Source organism: Streptomyces sp. NPDC059454 (assembly GCF_042749965.1).
In the GTDB taxonomy this organism is placed as follows: Bacteria; Actinomycetota; Actinomycetes; order Streptomycetales; family Streptomycetaceae; genus Streptomyces.
On sequence record NZ_JBHYVC010000061.1, the window covers coordinates 1 to 17,147 of the forward strand.

Sequence of the window (17,147 nt, forward strand, 5' to 3'; positions counted from 1 at the left end):
AGGCGACGCGGAGTGCAGCGCAGCGGAACGCAGCGCCCTTGACGCGGACCGCGGAAGCACGACACTGACAAAGAAGCGAGTGGCCCAACGGTCACTGGACACAAGGAGTGCGCGCAGCAGTATGAGAACGGTCGTTCTTGACTGACCGTTCTTTAACCCCGTAAGGTCACCGCCATGGGACGACCACGCGCCTTCGACACCGACCACGCGATCGAGACCGCGGCCGCTCTCTTCGCCACGCACGGCTACGAGGGCACCTCCGTGGACGACCTGGTCACCGCCACCGGCATCCACCGGGGCAGCCTCTACAAGGTGTTCGGTTCCAAGCGGAGCCTGCATCTGACCGCCCTCCGCAACCACCTCGACCACGAGATCCACCCGACCACCGCCGCCATCGCCACCCTCACCGACCCCGAGCAGGCACTGACGACGGCCATCGCCTCGTACGACAACGGCCCGGCCGCCGGACTCCTCCTCCTCGCCGCCGCCGAACGCGCCCCCCACGACCGGGAGGTCGCCGCCCTGGTCGCGGAGGGCATCACCGCGCTGGAGGACGCCCTGCGCCCCTCCCACGGCGATGCCGCCCCCCGACTCGCCTCCACCGTCCTCGGCGCCCGCCTGCGGCTGCGCGCCGCCCTGCCGACCGCCTCCAAGGAGCACTGAACATGGCCCTGATCTCCGTCGACCGCGAACGCGGCCTGCTGACCGTCGAGTTCCAGGGCCTCGACAAGCTCTGGACGCTCAAGAGCCGCCTGGAGGTCCCCCTCGCCCATGTCCGCGGTGCCACCCACGACCCCGGGATGGCCCGCGAGCCGAAGGGCATCCGCATCGGCGGCACCCACTTCCCCGGCGTCATCACCGCCGGCCGCTTCCGTCGCGACGGCGAACGCCTCTTCTGGGACGTCAAGAACCCGGACAAGGCGGTCGTCATCGAGCTCGCCGACGCCGAGACCTACGACCGCCTCGTCGTCGAGGTCGACGACCCCCGTGCCACCGTCGCCCTCGTCGAACGCTCCGTCTCTCGCGACTGAGGCCGAGGCGCACCCCCGGCCCGGACGCCCCTTCAGCCCTGTTCCGGGTCCGGCAGCAGCGCCATCACGCCGACGAGTGCCGCACTGCCGGCGATCTCCCGGCGAGCGGGCGCAGCCGCACCCAGGAGGTGTCGTGGAGCGCGTGTTCACCGTGCACCGTCCACCGCACGTCGTGCCTCTGCTCGTCCGGGACGGCGGACCGTCACGCACTCCCCTGTCGCGAAGGGGCGTTCGCCGGGGCCGGGCAGGGGACCGTGACCGTTCCGCCGGGTCCCCCCGATGATCCCGCGGCGCGGGCCGTCCGGGCGGGCGGGCCGGTCTGTCCCGCCACCGTCGCCCCGAACGCCAGCGCCATGCCCGCCAGTTGCGGCGCGGTCAGCGTCTCGCCGAGGGCCGCCCAGCCGACCACCGCCGCAGTGAGCGGGGAGAGCGGCCCGAGGAAGGTGACCTGGGTGGCGGTGAGGCGGCCGATGCCCCGGAACCAGAGCCAGTACGCGATCGCCGTGTTCGCCAGGGCGAGGTAGAGGTAGCCGCCGAGCGCGGGGGCGTCCAGGGTGGGGGGCGCGCCCTCGGCCAGGACGGCGACGGGTGCGATCAACAGGCCCCCGGCCGTCAACTGCCAGCCCGTCAGGGCGAGCGGGCCGACGCCCTCCGGGCGGCCCCAGCGCTTGGTGAGGACGGTGCCGGCGGACATCGAGGCGGTGGAGGCGAGGGCCGCGAGCACGCCCAGCGGATCCAGGGCGCCGGCCGCCTTCAGGACCACCAGGCTGACGCCGGACGCGGCCACGACCCCGGTGATCACGTTCCGCGCCGTCGGCCGCTGCCCCAGCAGCAGCGCCGAGAGGCCGACCACGAGCAGGGGGCCCACCGAGCCGACCACCGCCGCCATGCCCCCGGGCAGCCGGTACGCGGAGAGGAACAGCAGCGGGAAGAAGGCGCCGATGTTGAGCGCGCCGAGCACCGTCGCCTTCCACCACCAGGCTCCGCGCGGCAGCACCCGGACGAGTGCGAGCAGGACCAGTCCGGCGGGCAGGGCGCGCATCAGGCCGGTGAACAGGGGGCGGTCGGGCGGGAGGAACTCCGTGGTCACGGCGTAGGTGGTGCCCCAGGAGACGGGGGCGAGGGCGGTGAGCGCGATGAGGGTGGCGCGGTTCGCGGCCATGACGGCGCACCTCTTCCGAAGTAGGTCGGTTAAAAGTAGCTTAGCTTCAAGCAACTTTCCATCGAGCTACTTTCTTGCGGGCAACCCGCTTCCGGCGGATACTCCTGCCCATGACCGCAGAGCAGCACCCCCGGGACCCCGTCGACGCGATCATCGAGCAGTGGGCCGAGGTCCGGCCCGATCTCGACACGGCCGGCATGGAGGTCTTCGGGCGCGTCTTCCGACTCGCGCGCGCCATGGGCGACCGGATGGAGAAGGCGTACGCCGCGTACGGGATCTCGCGGGGCGAGTTCGACGTCCTCGCCACCCTGCGCCGCTCCGGGGAGCCCTACACCCTCTCCCCCCGGCAGCTCTCGGGCACGCTGATGCTCACCACCGGCGGGATGACCGGCCGCCTGGACAAGCTGGAGCGCGCGGGACTGCTCCGCCGCTCCCCCGACCCGCACGACCGCCGCGGGCTCCAGGTCACGCTCACCGAGGAGGGGCTGCGTCTGATCGACGCGGCGGTCGGCGCGGGTCTCGCCGTCCAGACGGAGGCCCTGTCCACCCTGGACGGGGAACGGGCGGGGCAGTTGGCCGTCCTGCTGCGGGAACTGCTGCTCACGACGGAGAGGTAGGAGGCCCCGCGGCGGGAGGCGTCACTGATTTCGCGGGCGCGCTTCTCGGCGCCACCCGCGAGGAGACCGTGCCGCGGCGGACGCGCGAGGGCGCGTTCCGGCAGCGCGGAGGGCGCCGGTCCCGCGTACGACGGTGACGGCGCCCTCTTGAAAGCGGGTGAGCCCCGGGTCAGGCCTTGGCTTCGGCCTTGGTGGCGATGTTGGAGCTGGTCGTGTCCTTCTTCTGGTGCGACTTGTCGCCGATCATCACCAGGGCGGCGATGACCGCGAACAGCGCGATCGGGGCCACGACGTAGAGGCCCAGCGTCTCGATGACGCTCAGGCCCGTGCCGGGGTCGTCACCGTCGTCGCGGGTGAGCGCGAGCGCGGGGGACGACATGAGCAGCATCATCAGCGTCGTACCGGCTGCCAGGGCGCCGGCGCGCAGGGCGTTCTTCTTGTCCACGCTCCCCAAACTATCCAACGCGGTCGGGCTTCGCTCGGGCGGGGTGCCGTAAGGGGCGGACCGCCCCCGGCTTCACGCGGTGCCTCGTGTCGGTGTGGGCCGGGACGTATTCGCGCGGCCCGGCGCCCGCGGGGTGCCGGCGCGCCCACCCGTGCCGCCCTGCGGCACGACTGCCCGCGATGACGCCTCACTCCCTCAGCACGTCGATCAGTGCCCGGAGTCTCGCCGACCCCGCCAGCTCCTCCAGTGTCACCGGCCTCCCCCTCGCGTCGGCGATCGGCAGCCGCCAGTTCGGGTACTGGTCCCACGTACCGGGCAGGTTCTGCGGGCGCCGGTCCCCGACCCCGTCGGGCAGCCACACACCGATCATCCGCGCCGGCGTCCGCAGCAGGTACCGGTGGACGGCCCGGATCTCCGCCTCCTCGGAGGCGCCCGCCCCCATCAGCCCCAGCCGTGCGAACAGCTCCCGCCACTCCGTCGTGTCGGCCGCCGCCTCCGCCCGCTCCTCCGCCAGGGGCCGTGTGAGCAGCCCCAGACTGTCCCGGAGCGCCACGTGCTCCCCGTTGAGGCGCGCGGCCGTCGGCGGCAGATCGTGGGTGGTCGCGGTCGCCAGGCAGTCCGCGCGCCAGCCGTCCGGCGGCAGCGGGCGCCGGTCGCCGTCCCAGTCCCGTTCGAACCACAGCACCGACGTGCCGTACACGCCCCGTTCGCGCAGTGCCTCGCGCACGCCGGGCTCGACGGTGCCCAGGTCCTCGCCGATCACCATCGCCCCGGCCCGGGACGCCTCCAGGACGAGGACGGCGAGCATCGCCTCGGCGTCGTAGCGGACGTACGTGCCCTCCGTGGGCGGGTGGCCCGCGGGGACCCACCAGAGCCGGAACAGGCCCATGACGTGGTCGATGCGCAGGGCTCCCGCGTACCGGAACAGGGCCCGGAGCAGGGCGCGGAACGGGGCGTACCCGGAGTCGGCGAGCCGGTCGGGGCGCCAGGGCGGCAGGCCCCAGTCCTGGCCGCGCGCGTTGAAGGCGTCCGGGGGCGCGCCGACGGACATGCCGGCCGCGAAGTACTCCTGCTGCGCCCAGGCGTCGGCGCCGCCGGGGTGGACACCGACGGCGAGGTCGTGGACGATCCCGACCGGCATCCCGGCCTCGCGCGCGGCCCGCTGGGCCGCGCGGAGCTGGGTGTCGGTGAGCCAGAGGAGCCGGGAGTGGAAGTCGACGCGGTCCGCCAGCTCGCGCCGGGCGCGGGCGGTCCCGGGTGAGCGCGGGTCGCGCAGTCCGGCGGGCCAGCGGTGCCAGTCAGCGCCGTGGACCTCGGCGAGCGCGCACCAGGTGGCGTGGTCCTGAAGGGCCCGGCCCTGTCCGGCGCGGAAGTCGTCGTAGGCGGCGCGGCGGCCGGGCCCCAGCGGGACCTCGTACACCAGTTCCAGCGCCTCCCGCTTGGCCTCCCACACGGCGTCCCGGTCGATCAGGGCGCCCTTGTCCAGCACCGCCTCGCGCAGCCGTCCGGCCCGCTCCAGCAGCGTGCGTACGCGGTCCTGGTCCGCGAGGTACGCGAACTCGGGGACGTCCTCGATCCGCAGGTGGACCGGGTCGGGGAAGCGGCGGGAGGAGGGGCGGTAGGGGGAGGGGTCGGCCGGCGGGCCGGGGACGGCCGCGTGCAGGGGGTTGACCTGGACGAATCCGGCGCCGAGGGCGCGTCCGGCCCAGCCGGCGAGTTCGCCGAGGTCGGCGAGGTCGCCCATGCCCCAGGAGCGGCGGGAGAGCAGGGAGTAGAGCTGGACCAGGAGCCCGTACGAGCGTTCCGGCGGCGCGGGCAGCCTGGGCGGGGCGACGATCAGGTGGGCGCGGGCGGTGCGGCCGTCGGGGGCGGTGGCGGTCACCTCGTGCACGCCGGGCGGGAGGTGCTCGGCGGACGCGCGGGGCTCGCCCTGTTCGGTGACGACGTGCAGCCGGGTGCCCTCGGGGAGTGCGGCCAGGGCGGCGGGGGTGCGGGTGTCCCAGCCGACCACGGTGGGGGGCAGCAGCCGCGCGCCGAGTTCCCGTTCGCGGGCGGTGCGGGCGGCGCGGACGGCCTCCGGGGTGGCCGCGTCCACGCCGAGGGCGGCCAGCGCGAGGGTGACGGCGGTGGCCGAGGCCGCGACCGTGCGGTCCGGGGAGGGGTGGTAGGAGGTGGCGACGCCGTGCAGGGCGGCGAGCCGGGACAGCTCCTCGGAAGGGGGCTCGGCCGGCCGTGGCGCGCCCACCCTAGGGCTCCGGGCGGTACTGGGCCGGGAAGGAGTCGAGTCCGGAGGAGTCCGAGGTGTCCAGGAAGGCGTCGGACTCGCTGGTCAGGGGGGTGGTGTCGGCGAGCGGCGGTTCGCTGGTGAGGGGTTCGGCGTCGGGCAGCGGGGGTTCGCTGGTCAGCGGGACCTCGGCGCAGGATCCTTCCGCGCTGAAGACACAGAAGTGCGGCTCTTCGAAGTCGGCGGAGAGCTCCGCCGCGCGTTTGGACAGGACGGGGGAAGGAACGTAAGCCGGTGCGACCACAGATGGCCTCCTCATCGGGCACGGCACGCGGATCACGCGGGGCGTGCGGGTCGTGCGGGTCATCTCGCAGCCCTACCCAGTGGGCGCGATGCCAGACGCACAAAGTCTTCCCGCGTGCTCCTGATCACATTCTTCCTCCGCCCCCTCCCTCCGCAGTAGGACAAACACGCCACAACGTCCCCTCTCATTGACACGTTCACCGCAGAAATGGTGGGCTCGGGGTTTCTCGATAACGGAATGGACACGGCCGCATCGGCCATCGGGCCGAGTGGCCCGTCGAGCAACCGGGAGGGCCCTGTGCAGCTGCGGCGTGGGAGGACGGCGAACGCCAGGAGGGCCGCCCTCGCCCTCGCCGTCCTCGCCGGGACCCTGGGCGCCGGGACCCTGGGCACCGCGCCCGCCGCCGTGGCCGCGCCGCCCGCGCCGGGCACCACCGCGTCCCGGGCCGCCGACCCGGCCCGGGCGGCGGAGCCGTCCGTGTGGCCGCGCCCCCATTCCCTGCGCGCGAACGGCGCCCCGGTCGCGGTGACCGAGGAGGTCGCCCTGACCGCGGACGCGACGGCCGACGCGTACGCCCTCGACGCGTTGCGCGCGCTGCTGCGGGAAGCGGGCGCGCGCCGGTTCACCGCCCCCGGCGCACCGGTGCCCGAAGGGGCGCTCGTGGTGCGCGTGGGTACGGAACACGCCTCGGCCGACCCCCGGCACACCCTCCCCGCCGGCGGCTACGCGCTGACCGTCGGCAAGGGGGCCGTCTCCCTCTCCGGCGCGGACGGCGACGGCCTGTTCCACGCCGTGCAGACGCTGCGCCAGTTGCTGCGCCCGGACGGCACCACGCTCACCGCGGCCGTCGTCCGCGACTGGCCCGGCACCGCCGTGCGCGGCATCACCGAGGGCTTCTACGGCACCCCGTGGACGCACGGACAGCGACTGGCCCAGCTGGACTTCATGGGCCGCACCAAGCAGAACCGGTACCTCTACGCACCCGGCGAGGACCTCTACCGGCAGGCCCGCTGGCGCGAGCCGTACCCGGCCGGGCGGCGGGCGGAGTTCCGGGAGCTGGCCGAACGGGCGCGGCGCAACCACGTCACGCCCGGCTGGGCGGTGGCGCCGGGCCAGGCGATGTGCTTCTCCTCGGACGACGACCTGCGGGCGCTGACCCGCAAGCTGGACGCGATGCGGGCGCTGGGCTTCCGCGCCTTCCAACTGCAGTTCCAGGACGTCAGCTACAGCGAGTGGCACTGCGGGGCGGACGCCGACCGGTTCGGTTCGGGCCCCGGCGCCGCCGCCCGCGCGCAGGCGCACGTGGCGAACGCGGTGGCCCGGCACCTGACGGAGCGCCACCCGGACTCCGCCGCCCTGTCCTTGATGCCCACCGAGTTCTACGAGGAGGGCCCGACGGCGTACCGGCGAGCCCTCGCGGAGGAACTGGACGCGGGGGTCGAGGTGGCGTGGACCGGGGTCGGAGTGGTGCCGCGCACCATCACGGGCGGCCAACTGGCGCAGGCGCGGGAGGTGTTCGGACATCCGCTGGTGACCATGGACAACTACCCGGTGAACGACTACGCCCCCGGCCGGATCTTCCTCGGTCCCTACCAGGGCCGCGAACCGGCCGTCGCCGCGGGCTCGGCCGCGCTGCTCGCCAACGCGATGGAGCAGCCAGAGGCGTCCCGCATCCCGCTGTTCACCGCCGCCGACTTCGCCTGGAACCCGCGCGACTACCGCCCCCAGGAGTCCTGGCGGGCCGCGATCGCCGACCTCGCCGGCGGTGACGTCCGGCGCGGGGAGGCCCTGACCGCGCTCGCCGGGAACACCGCGTCCTCGGTGCTGGGCAGCGAGGAGTCGGCGTACCTGCGGCCGCTGATGGAGGCGTTCTGGCGGACCCGTACGACCGCCCGCGGCACGGACGGGACGCGGGAGGCCGGACGGCTGCGTGCGGCCTTCACCGTCCTGCGCGAGCTGCCGGAGCGGCTGTCCGGGACCGGGCTCGCCGCCGAGACCGGCCCGTGGTCCCGGCGGCTGGCCCGTTACGGCGGGGCGGGCACCACGGCCCTGGACCTGCTCCGCGCGCAGCGGGCCGGGGACGCGGGCGCCGCCTGGACGGCGTACCGGCGGCTGGGCGAGCAGCGGGCGCGGCTGGAGTCCTCCCGGGTGACGGTCGGCGAGGGGGTGCTGGACCCGTTCCTGAGCCGGGCGCAGAAGGCGTACGAGAGCTGGGCGGGCATCGGCCACGAGCCGCCCGCGCGATCCGGCGGCGACCGCACGCTCCGCCTCCCGCTCGCCCGCGCGATGGACGCCGTGACGGTGCTCACCGAGCCCGGCACGCGGGGGGCCGTGGAGGTCCACGTGCCGGGCGAGGGGTGGCGCAGCCTGGGCGCGCTGTCCGCGACGGGCGCCACCGAACTGCCGCCCGGCGACGATCCGGTGGACTCCGTCCGGGTCACCGGCGTCGACGCCTCCCGGGTGCGGCACCTGGTCCCCTGGTTCGCGGACGCGCCCGCCGCCTCCCTGGAGCTGCCCGACGACCGCGCGGACACCGACATCGGCGGCACCCGGCGGCTGACGGTCTCGGTCGGCTCGCTGCGCCCCGACGAGGTGCGCGGCAGGCTGACGGCGAAGGCGCCGAAGGGGGTCGGGGTCCGGGTGCCGGAGGACGCGCTGACCGTCCCGCGCGGGACGCCGCTGGAGGTACCGGTCGAGGTGACCGTGGAGCCGGGCACGCCCACCGGGTCGTACGACGTACGGCTCGGCTTCGGCGGGGCGACCCGCACGCTGACGGTCCACGCCGTTCCCCGCGTCGGCGGCCCCGACCTGGCCCGCACCGGCCGGGCGGGCTCCTCGGCCGACGAGACGCCCGACTTCCCCGCCTCGGCGGCGAACGACGGCGATCCGGAGACCCGTTGGTCCTCCCCCGTGGAGGACGACGCCTGGTGGCAGGTCGAACTGGAGCGCCCGGTGCGACTGGGGAAGGTCGCGCTGCACTGGCAGGACGCGTACCCGTCGGCGTACCGCGTGCAGGTGTCGGCGGACGGCCGCGGCTGGCGCACGGCGGCGGAGGTCGGGGACGGCGGGGGCGGCCGGGAGACCGTCCGCATGGATGAGCGGGACGTACGCCATATCCGCGTGCAGGGCGAGAAGCGGGCGACCCGGTACGGCTACTCGCTGTGGTCGGTGGAGGCGTACGCGGTCGCCCGGTGACCGGGCCGGCCGATGCCGTGAACCGGCGTCCCCGCGGCCGTCGATAGACGGGGTGTGAGACTGTTCCGCCCCATGGGGGGCCACCGGGAGAAGGACGAGGGGGACTCCGACGCGGCGCTGCTCCGGGCCGTCGCGGGCGGGGACCCGGCGGCGCTGGCCACGTTGTACGACCGGCACGCGGGATGGCTGTACGCGCGGCTGAGCCGGCGCTGCGCCGACCCCGAGACCGTGCGGGAGGTGCTCCAGGACACGTTCGTCACGGTGTGGCGGTCGGCGGACGCCCACCGCGGCGAGCAGGCCGGCGGCTGGCTGTGGACCATCGCCGCGCGGCGCCTGGTCGACACCTACCGGGCGCAGGAGCGGTCCGCGCGGCTGCGCACGGCGCCGATGGAGGAGGCGTGGGACGGCCTCCCGCCGGCCGGGGCCGCGGCGCCGTCCGCCGAGGACCGGGTGCTGGCAGGCCTGGAGTACGGCGATGTGGGCACCGCCCTGGACCGGATCTCGCCCGAACTGCGGGAGGTGCTGCGCGCCACCGTCGTCGACGGGCTGAGCACCCGTGAGGCCGCGCGGCTGCTGGGCATTCCCGAGGGGACCGTCAAGTCCCGCGCGATGCGCGCCCGCACCGAACTGCGGGCGGTCCTGGCACAGATGAGCCCGTCACCGATGGGAGGTCCGGCATGACCGGCTGGCACGCGTCCGACCACCTCGTCACCCGTTACGCCGACGGCTGTCTGCCGGAGTCGGACGCGTGGTCGCTGGAGAGACACCTGGAGTGCTGCGGCGACTGCGCGCTGCGGGTCTCGCGGACGGTGCGCGCGACGGCGGCGGGAGCGGTCCTGGCCGGCATCCGCGAGGCAGTCCTGGCCGACGTCCACGAGGCGGCGCGGGCAGACATCGGCATGACGGCCCGGACCGATGCGTACAGGGCAACGCCGGCCGGTGCGCCCGGAGCAGCCCCAAGGACCGTACCGGCGGCCTCACCGGCGCACGACCCGGTCTCCGGGGCGCCGGTTCCCGCGCGCCCCGCCGAATTCCCGGCCCGGGCCCGGCTGAGCGCGCGCCGGTGGCCGTCCGCCGGTTCGGGAGCCGTGCGCGTGCTGTGGGCCCTGGGGCCGGCCGTGCGCGGTGCCTGGCTGCCGGCCGTGCTGCTCGTCGCCGTCGGCGCCGTCGTGCTCGCCCACGGGGGCGGTATCACGAACGCGCGGCCCTGGCTGTTGGCCCTGGCACCGGTCGTACCGGTCGCCGGGGTCGCCCTGTCCTACGGGCCGCACGCCGACCCGATGCACGAGATCACCGCGGCCACGCCTTCGGCCGGGTTGCGGCTGGTCCTGATGCGCACGGCCGCCGTGCTGGCGGTGAGTCTGCCGCTGCTGACCCTCGCCGGGGCACTGCTGCCGTCCACGGACGCACCGAGCGCCGCCGCCTGGCTGCTGCCCGGTCTCGCGCTGACCCTGGCCTCACTGGCCCTCGCCGGATACGTCGGCCTGCGTGCGGCCACCACCGTGACCGGCGGTGGCTGGCTGTGCGCCGTCCTCGGTCCGGTGCTCGCCGCACCCGGCGGGCCCACCGACGAGCTGGGCCTGCGGCTGTCCTCGTACCTCGGCGGCGCCCCGGCGCAGGGAGGCTGGGCGGTCGCGGCCCTCCTGTCCGCCGCCCTGCTGGCCGCACGCCGCCCCGCCTTCCACTTCCTGGAGAAGAGTTGAGTACGGCTCCGCACACCACTTCCCGCCCCGTGCCCGAAGCACCGGCCGCCACCGTCCGGACCACCGGCCTGCACGTACGGCACCGCAGAACCGTCGCCCTGGACTCGGTGGACCTGGACTTCGGCACCGGCGTGCACGGTCTGCTCGGTCCCAACGGTGCCGGCAAGACCTCGCTGATCCGCGTCCTCGCCACGGTCGCCGAACCGTCCGGCGGCCGGGTGGAGATCCTCGGCCACGACACCCGCGACCACCGGCGGCGCGGCGAGGTCCGTCGGCACCTGGGTTATCTGCCGCAGGACTTCGGCTACTACCCGGGCTTCACGGTGCGGGAGTTCGTCGCCTACGTGGCCTGGCTGAAGGAGATGCCGGCGGACCACGTCCCGGCCGCCGTCGAGCGGGCCGTCGCCCGCGTCGGCCTGGCCGACCGCATCGACGCGAAGGTGCGCGGACTGTCCGGCGGCATGATCCGCCGCGTCGGCATCGCCCAGGCCGTCGTGAACGACCCCCGGGTGCTGCTCCTCGACGAGCCGACCGCCGGCCTGGACCCGGAACAGCGCGTGGAGTTCCGTGAACTGCTGCGCGAACTGGGCGCCTCGTCCACCGTCATCGTCTCCACACACCTGGTGGAGGACGTGGCGGCGGCCTGCACGGAAGTCACCCTCGTCGACGCGGGCCGGGTCGCCTACCGCGGAACGCCCTCGGCGCTCGCCGCGCTCGGCGAGTCGGCGGGCGGCCCCGGCGACCACCCGATCGAGCGCGGCTACACGGCGGCGCTGCGGGCACACCGCGCGCCGGAGGCGCGGACGGTCCGGCCGTCGGCTTCCGAAGGGACGGTCCGATGACCCTTCTGACGGAACGGACGTCCGGGGAACGCGGTGCGTCGCCGCACCCGCCCCTCACCCGGCACCCCCTGCGGGCGGAGGCCGTACGCGGTTTCGCCCCCTGGGCCGGAGCGGCGATGACGCTCACGCTCGTGGTGACGCTGGCGGTCGGGTCGGAGCAGTGGCAGGGGGGCTGGGCGGAGACCCGTGCGTATGTGCACACGGCGGCGATGATCCTCGGTGTCCCGCTGGCCCTGGCGACCGGCTGCTGGCAGGGCGGGCGGGAACGCAGGCGCGGGACGGGGGAGTTGCTGGGGACGGCCGTGCGTGGCCGGACGACGGTGTTGCTCGGGTCGGCTCTGCCGGTCGCGCTGTGGCTGGTCGCCGGGTACGCCGTCGCGACGGCCCTCGCGCTGCTCGCCACCTGGTACTGCGCCATGGGTGACCGGCCCCACTGGGGCACACCGCTCGCGGACGCCGCCGTCCTGGCGTGCGCCGCGCTGACCGGGCAGGTCGTGGGCCGTCTGGTGGCCTGGCGGCTGGCGGCGCCGCTGCTGGCGGCGGCCGGGTACGTCGTGCTCGGCGTCGTCGGATACGAGCACCACGGCTCCGTCCGTCACCTGTCGCCCTTCGTCGACGTCTTGTCCACCTCGATACCGGTGTGGTGGCAGCCCTTGGTGACGGTGGTGTGGACGGGCGGCCTCACGGCCGCCGCGGTCCTCGCGTACGCCGCGCGCCGCCGCACGGTCGCCCTGCTGCCGCTGGTGACCGCGGCCGCCGCCGGCACGCTGCTCGTCCATGCCGGCGACGGTCTGTGGCACACCGACCCGCTCACCCGGCGTCAGGTGTGCGACACCTCCACCACCCCGCAGATCTGCGTGAACGCCCGCCACAAGGATCTGCTCCCCCGGATCACCGAGGCCCTGTCCGGGATGACGGGCCGTCTGGAGGGCGTGGAAAACCTGCCGGTGCGCTTCGAGGACCTACCGGGCCGGCCGGGACCGAACGAGGTCGAACTGCCGATGGTCACACCGATCGGCTGGTCCGTCGTACGAGGTCGGCTCGCCGATCCCGAGGAGTACGCGTGGGCGGCGGGGATGGCGTTGCAGGGCCGCGGGGACTGCGACGAGGTGGCGCCGCGGGTGGCCGCCGCGGACGACGCCGTCGAGTACTACCTGGCTCCCAGCCCGCTGCGGCGGCAATTCGACGAGCAGTACGCGCGGGGCAGCGCTGCCGAGCGCGCCGAGCTCAGGGAACGGATCGCGGCGCGCGAGCGTCTGGCGTCGATGGGTGAGGAGGAGCGCCGCGCGTGGCTGTCGGCGTACTTCGCGACGCGGGACGAGTGCGGCCGGAACGGGGTGCCGGCACTGTGACGCACGGCTTCCTGCTGTACGCCCGCGCGCGCACCGTTCCGCGCACCGTGCTCGTGCTCGTCGCGACCGCCGCCCTCGCCGTCCTGGGTGCCCGCAACCTGAACGCGTATCTGGACCCGTCCCGGCAGGTCCCGGTCGTCGCGCTGGCCCCGCTGTTCGCGGCGGCGGTGATCGGCACGAGCCTGCACAGCGCGTCCGAGGAACTGGACCGCACCGCCGTACGTCCCTGGTGGCGCCGGCGTCTGATCCATCTGCTGGCGCTGACCGGCTGCGCCGCGCTCCTGCTGGCGGCGACCGTACTCGGCCCCTCGTCCCCGTTCGGTCCGTGGGCGATGATCCGCAACACACTGGGGTGCACGGGCCTCGCCGCCGGCGCGGTCGCCGTGTCGGGGGCCCGGCTGAGCTGGCTGCCGGTCTTCGGTTACATCAGCGCCGTGTACGTGGGCTCCGCGAGTGCACGCGGCACGCTGGTTCCGGTGTGGGCGTGGCCGGTGCAGCCGGCCGGGCAGCACGTCGCCTGGGTGACCGCCGTCGTGCTCCTGGTGGCGGGCACGGCGCTGTACGTCGTGCGCGGGGCGCGGCCGGAGGGGCCGCGCAACTGACGTGCCGCGTGGGGGCTCGCCACGGCCCTGGTACCGGGACGCGAAGACCTTGACCGCCCGCATCACATCGTGGGACCGATGCCTCGCCGCACCGCCGGGAGGCATGCATCCGCTGAAAATCGGGAGCATCTCAGCCTCTGGTGTTCATGTTCCGCTCATTTGAGTGAGCGGGTTGCATTCGCCCGTCAGATGCTCACTCTTTTCGGCAGGGGAGGTGTCATGAGTCCTCGGGGGTCGTGTCCCGTCGGGGGGTGCAGCCGGTCGAGTACGTGGAGTACGCGGGTCACCGCCCCATCAGCGCGGTCCGGGGATCGCCGACGGTACTGACGGCAGGTCGGCCGCGCGCGATGTCGGGGCCGTCTCCTGACGACACGTCCGCGGTCGCCGGCCCGCAACTGATTCCGGCTCCTCCTCTTCACCCGCTCAGCTCGGTTCCGTAGCGCGGGCCGTCCTCCGAGGAATCACATGACGCCACTGCCGCACCGAGTCCTCCAGGCGCTCGACCGGTTCAACGCCGCCCATCCCTGGGACCACAACGCCCACTACCACCGGTGGATCCTGCGGCGACTCCCCCGCCGGTTCGGCCGTGCACTGGACGTCGGCTCCGGCACCGGCGACCTGGCCCGGCTCCTCGCCACACGCGCCGACGAGGTCCGGGGCATCGACTCCGACCCCGCGATCACCTCGCGGGCGCGCACACCGACCCCTGAGGCGACGCCGGTGTCCTTCGCGGTCGCGGACGCTCCGACGGGACTCCCCGCCGGACCCCACGACGTCATCACCTGCGTCGCCACCATCCACCGTCTGCCGTTCACCGAGGCCCTCACCAACTTCCGGCGGCACCTGGCTCCCGGCGGCACCCTGGTCGTCGTGGGCCTCTTCCGGCCGCGGACCGCCACGGACCACCTGCTCGGCGCAGCCGTCACCCCGCTGAACGCCGCCACCGGGTGGCTCAAGAACAAGGGCCGCAGAGCGCCCCGGCCCGTCTCGACGACCGCGCGGACCCGGCCGGCATGACCTTCTCCGACATCGCCGGTGAGGCCCGCGAGGTCCTGCCCGGCGCCCGGCTGCGTCGGCGGCTCTTCCGGCGCTACACGCTCTCGTGGCGGCGCATCTGAGCAGGCAGCCGCCCCAGTGCCCCCGCGAACCGTACCCAGGCCTGCGGCGCGAGGCGGAGTATCGGGCCGTCACCGGAGTCCTTGGAATCGCGGACGGCGACGGTCTCCGGGACGTTGAGGGCGACCTCGACGCACTCGCCGGAGGTATTGCTGTAGCTGGACTTCACGAAGACGAACTCGGACACCGGTCAAATCTCCTGTCGGATAGCCTCGATGAGCTGGATGGAGTCTCGCTGAGCAAGACTCCGTCGTGCCGTGCGGTCGAAGAGGTCGCCGTAGGCGCTGCTCGCCACTTCGTTCTCCACCCACACGCTGGACGCGATGGTGTCGGCCTGGACCACGTCCACTGCCTCGTCCTCGCTGAACGACAGGATGGTGAACGGGCCCGTGACGCACGGGTGCCCGCCGGCATGGAACGGCAGAACCTGGAGGCGCACATTCTCCAGTGCGGCGATTTCCAGGAGCCGTTCCAACTGTCCTCGCATGGTCGCAGAACCGCCGATCAACTGCCGCAACGCCGCCTCCCAGACGACGGCATACACCTTGAGCGGAAGCTCCCCCGTCAGACGATCCTGCCGACGCATCCGGATGTCGACGACCCGCTCGATCTCCGCAGGGTCCTCCCAGGGACCGACCCCCTCACTGACGGCCAGTGCTCGCGCGTACTCCGGAGTCTGGAACAGACCCGGCACCAGCGAGAGCTGCCATGTACGCACACGACTGGCCGCGTCCTCCATGGCGATGTACTCGGTCAGCGCGCCAGGGTGGGGTGAGTCCTGCCACCACCCCTTCGCCTTGCGCCTCTCACGGTCGAGCCTGGCCAGTTCCAGCAACCGGGTCACGGCTTTCCCGTCCGCCAGACCGTAGAACTCGCACAGCGCGCGGATGTCCGGATCGCGCATCGGCACCCAGCCGCGCTCCATCTTGACGATCTTCGAGTTGGTCGCGCTGATGACCTCGGCGGCCTGCTGCTGCGTCTTGGCCGCGGCGTCCCGCAAGCGCAGGAGTTCACCACCGAGCCTACGCCCGAGCACAGTTGACGTCCGGTTCCCGAGTTGCGTGGTTCGAGTCACCCCCACATGGTGCCGGACTCGGCACACAGCCCACCCTGGAGACAAATGTCTCCGATCCAGTTGCACCGAGCGCGAGCCAGCCGCTACTTTCAGTGCTCAGCCGCTCACTCTGCGGTCCGCGCTCGGCGGAAGTGCACCGTCCTGTCTCCACACAGGCACGGCAGAGACACCGCCGCCCCACCCGGAGGCATCCCCCATGGCAGAACCCGCCCCCTTGCCCGTACCGCTCCTGCGCGAAGACCTGCTCGACTACACCCCCACCCAGCGGAGCGTCCCCCTCGCCCGGCGCAGAACCGCGCGGCTCGTCACCGAGTGGGGGCAACCGGGACTCGCCGGGGACGTCGCCCTCGTCGTGTCGGAGTTGATGACCAACGCCCTGCTGCACGGCAGCGTCCGGGGACGGCTCATCCGCGTACGCGTCACCCTCGGTCACCGCACCCTGCGGGTCGAGGTGAGCGACCCGCGCGGCGAGCGGCCGCCGAGGCCGCGTCCGGCCGGGGGCGACGCCGCCGATCAGTTCGGACGGGGACTCCTCCTGGTCGAGGCGGTCGCCGCGCGGTGGGGCTGGGAACCGCGGACCGTCGGCAAGACGGTGTACGCCGAGTGGGACACCCCCGACCGGACGTCGCCCACGCCGAAGCCCGTGCCCGCCGGTCCGCCCCACCTGGGTGCCACCGAGGTCGAAGACCTCACCCGGCATGCCGTCGGGGCAGCGGAAGGCACGCCCTCGCCCCCAGGACCCACCGGCGAAACCGTGAACACGTGACGCCGAAGTGTTCACGCTTCCGCGGAGTACCCCGGAGCGGAGCCCTTACCGCACGAAGGCCCGGGTCGGCGGCGTCAGGCGGAGATGCCGTCGATCCGGGCCAGCGCGTCGTCCGCGCCGTACGGCTGCAGGTAGGGCAGCCAGCGCGGGTCCCGGTGGCCGGTGCCGATGATGCGCCAGGCCAGACCGGTGGGCGGGGCGGGTTTGTGGCGCAGGCGCCAGCCCAGCTCGAACAGGTGGCGGTCGGCCTTCACGTGGTTGCAGCGGCGGCAGGACGCCACCACGTTGTCCCAGACGTGCTTGCCCCCGCGGCTGCGCGGGATGACGTGGTCGACGCTGGTTGCGACGCCACCGCAGTACATGCACCGGCCCCCGTCACGGGCGAACAACGCCCGGCGGGTGAGCGGAACGGGCCCCCGGTAGGGGACCCGCACGAAACGCTTGAGCCGGACCACGCTGGGTGCGGGGATTGTGACGGTCGCGCTGTGCAGGTGGGCGCCGGTCTCCTCGAGGCAGACTGCCTTGTTCTCGAGGACGAGCACGAGCGCGCGGCGGAGCGGTACGACGCCGAGCGGCTCGTACGACGTGTTGAGGACCAGGACATGCGGCACGGACGGCCTCCTTGTACGCCGGCGGCGCGTGGCTCGCGCCGGGACGATCCGTAGTCAGTCTCCCCTCATGCCTGGTGGACGCGCCACCATGTCCCGGTAACG

At 74.0% G+C, this 17,147-nt stretch carries 17 protein-coding genes and 1 pseudogene; 11 read left to right on the forward strand and 7 right to left on the reverse strand.

From position 1 onward, the window contains the following. Nucleotides 1–174: 174 nt before the first annotated feature. A complete protein-coding gene (locus tag ACFXAE_RS29470; RefSeq protein WP_384720361.1) occupies nt 175–663 on the forward strand; it encodes a TetR/AcrR family transcriptional regulator in 489 nt (162 codons plus the stop codon). Between the two features lie 2 nt (nt 664–665). Beyond that, complete coding sequence (locus ACFXAE_RS29475) at nt 666–1,031, forward strand: hypothetical protein (RefSeq protein WP_384720364.1); 366 nt, start codon at nt 666–668, stop codon at nt 1,029–1,031. A 202-nt stretch (nt 1,032–1,233) separates the two neighbouring features. On the opposite strand, the gene ACFXAE_RS29480 is transcribed toward ACFXAE_RS29475, so the two are convergent. Continuing rightward, a complete protein-coding gene (locus tag ACFXAE_RS29480; RefSeq protein ID WP_384720367.1) occupies nt 1,234–2,193 on the reverse strand; it encodes an EamA family transporter in 960 nt (319 codons plus the stop codon). A 110-nt stretch (nt 2,194–2,303) separates the two neighbouring features. Between ACFXAE_RS29480 and ACFXAE_RS29485 the strand changes: the two genes are divergently transcribed. Continuing rightward, nucleotides 2,304–2,810, forward strand: coding sequence for a MarR family winged helix-turn-helix transcriptional regulator (locus tag ACFXAE_RS29485; protein ID WP_384720370.1), 507 nt, complete (start codon nt 2,304–2,306; stop codon nt 2,808–2,810). Between the two features lie 169 nt (nt 2,811–2,979). Here the strand turns inward: ACFXAE_RS29485 and ACFXAE_RS29490 are convergent, their stop codons facing one another. From ACFXAE_RS29490 to ACFXAE_RS29500, 3 genes are all read right to left on the reverse strand, one after another. Further along, the gene (locus ACFXAE_RS29490; protein WP_384720373.1) at nt 2,980–3,255 is read right to left on the reverse strand and encodes a hypothetical protein; all 276 of its coding nucleotides are present in this window, start codon (nt 3,253–3,255) and stop codon (nt 2,980–2,982) included. A gap of 187 nt (nt 3,256–3,442) precedes the next feature. Next, nucleotides 3,443–5,500: a 4-alpha-glucanotransferase gene (gene malQ / locus ACFXAE_RS29495; protein WP_384720376.1), complete on the reverse strand. Its 2,058-nt coding sequence runs from the start codon at nt 5,498–5,500 to the stop codon at nt 3,443–3,445. A gap of 1 nt (nt 5,501) precedes the next feature. After that, nucleotides 5,502–5,783 carry a hypothetical protein gene (locus ACFXAE_RS29500; RefSeq protein WP_384720379.1) on the reverse strand — a complete coding sequence of 94 codons (282 nt, stop codon included), beginning with the start codon at nt 5,781–5,783 and terminating at the stop codon, nt 5,502–5,504. Between the two features lie 297 nt (nt 5,784–6,080). On the opposite strand from ACFXAE_RS29500, the gene ACFXAE_RS29505 reads away from it, so the two are divergent. The 7 genes and pseudogenes from ACFXAE_RS29505 to ACFXAE_RS29535 all read left to right on the forward strand — a co-directional run bounded on the left by ACFXAE_RS29505 (nt 6,081) and on the right by ACFXAE_RS29535 (nt 14,595). Beyond that, nucleotides 6,081–8,978, forward strand: a complete 2,898-nt coding sequence (locus ACFXAE_RS29505; RefSeq protein WP_384720382.1) for a beta-N-acetylglucosaminidase domain-containing protein — start codon at nt 6,081–6,083, stop codon at nt 8,976–8,978. 72 nt (nt 8,979–9,050) lie between these two features. Continuing rightward, nucleotides 9,051–9,659, forward strand: a complete 609-nt coding sequence (locus tag ACFXAE_RS29510; RefSeq protein WP_384720385.1) for an RNA polymerase sigma factor — start codon at nt 9,051–9,053, stop codon at nt 9,657–9,659. After that, entirely contained in the window at nt 9,656–10,681 is a 1,026-nt protein-coding gene (locus ACFXAE_RS29515) for a zf-HC2 domain-containing protein (RefSeq protein ID WP_384720388.1), read from the forward strand. The genes ACFXAE_RS29510 and ACFXAE_RS29515 overlap by 4 nt, the downstream gene beginning before the upstream one ends. A gap of 29 nt (nt 10,682–10,710) precedes the next feature. Beyond that, nucleotides 10,711–11,523, forward strand: a complete 813-nt coding sequence (locus ACFXAE_RS29520; protein WP_384720391.1) for an ABC transporter ATP-binding protein — start codon at nt 10,711–10,713, stop codon at nt 11,521–11,523. After that, nucleotides 11,520–12,875 carry a hypothetical protein gene (locus ACFXAE_RS29525; RefSeq protein WP_384720394.1) on the forward strand — a complete coding sequence of 452 codons (1,356 nt, stop codon included), beginning with the start codon at nt 11,520–11,522 and terminating at the stop codon, nt 12,873–12,875. Before ACFXAE_RS29520 ends, ACFXAE_RS29525 begins: the two co-directional genes overlap by 4 nt. Further along, nucleotides 12,872–13,477, forward strand: a complete 606-nt coding sequence (locus tag ACFXAE_RS29530) for a hypothetical protein (RefSeq protein ID WP_384720397.1) — start codon at nt 12,872–12,874, stop codon at nt 13,475–13,477. Before ACFXAE_RS29525 ends, ACFXAE_RS29530 begins: the two co-directional genes overlap by 4 nt. A gap of 465 nt (nt 13,478–13,942) precedes the next feature. Further along, a pseudogene (locus tag ACFXAE_RS29535) lies at nt 13,943–14,595 on the forward strand (class I SAM-dependent methyltransferase). Here the strand turns inward: ACFXAE_RS29535 and ACFXAE_RS29540 are convergent. Both ACFXAE_RS29540 and ACFXAE_RS29545 read right to left on the reverse strand, forming a co-directional pair. Continuing rightward, a complete protein-coding gene (locus ACFXAE_RS29540; RefSeq protein WP_384720400.1) occupies nt 14,568–14,780 on the reverse strand; it encodes a DUF397 domain-containing protein in 213 nt (70 codons plus the stop codon). The pseudogene ACFXAE_RS29535 and the gene ACFXAE_RS29540 sit on opposite strands and share 28 nt — an antisense overlap. 3 nt (nt 14,781–14,783) lie before the next feature. After that, nucleotides 14,784–15,668, reverse strand: coding sequence for a DUF5753 domain-containing protein (locus ACFXAE_RS29545; protein ID WP_384720403.1), 885 nt, complete (start codon nt 15,666–15,668; stop codon nt 14,784–14,786). A 196-nt stretch (nt 15,669–15,864) separates the two neighbouring features. On the opposite strand from ACFXAE_RS29545, the gene ACFXAE_RS29550 reads away from it, so the two are divergent. Further along, nucleotides 15,865–16,434, forward strand: a complete 570-nt coding sequence (locus ACFXAE_RS29550; RefSeq protein ID WP_384720406.1) for an ATP-binding protein — start codon at nt 15,865–15,867, stop codon at nt 16,432–16,434. 74 nt (nt 16,435–16,508) lie between these two features. On the opposite strand, the gene ACFXAE_RS29555 is transcribed toward ACFXAE_RS29550, so the two are convergent. Continuing rightward, nucleotides 16,509–17,045, reverse strand: coding sequence for an HNH endonuclease (locus tag ACFXAE_RS29555; protein WP_384720409.1), 537 nt, complete (start codon nt 17,043–17,045; stop codon nt 16,509–16,511). Between the last annotated feature and the right edge of the window lie 102 nt (nt 17,046–17,147).

Coding starts and splice junctions, on each gene's coding strand:
- ACFXAE_RS29470 (WP_384720361.1), top strand. CDS start 175: ATGGGACGACCACGCGCCTTCGACACCGACCACGCGATCGAGACCGCG.
- ACFXAE_RS29475 (WP_384720364.1), top strand. CDS start 666: ATGGCCCTGATCTCCGTCGACCGCGAACGCGGCCTGCTGACCGTCGAG.
- ACFXAE_RS29480 (WP_384720367.1), bottom strand. CDS start 2,193: ATGGCCGCGAACCGCGCCACCCTCATCGCGCTCACCGCCCTCGCCCCC.
- ACFXAE_RS29485 (WP_384720370.1), top strand. CDS start 2,304: ATGACCGCAGAGCAGCACCCCCGGGACCCCGTCGACGCGATCATCGAG.
- ACFXAE_RS29510 (WP_384720385.1), top strand. CDS start 9,051: ATGGGGGGCCACCGGGAGAAGGACGAGGGGGACTCCGACGCGGCGCTG.
- ACFXAE_RS29515 (WP_384720388.1), top strand. CDS start 9,656: ATGACCGGCTGGCACGCGTCCGACCACCTCGTCACCCGTTACGCCGAC.
- ACFXAE_RS29525 (WP_384720394.1), top strand. CDS start 11,520: ATGACCCTTCTGACGGAACGGACGTCCGGGGAACGCGGTGCGTCGCCG.
- ACFXAE_RS29550 (WP_384720406.1), top strand. CDS start 15,865: ATGGCAGAACCCGCCCCCTTGCCCGTACCGCTCCTGCGCGAAGACCTG.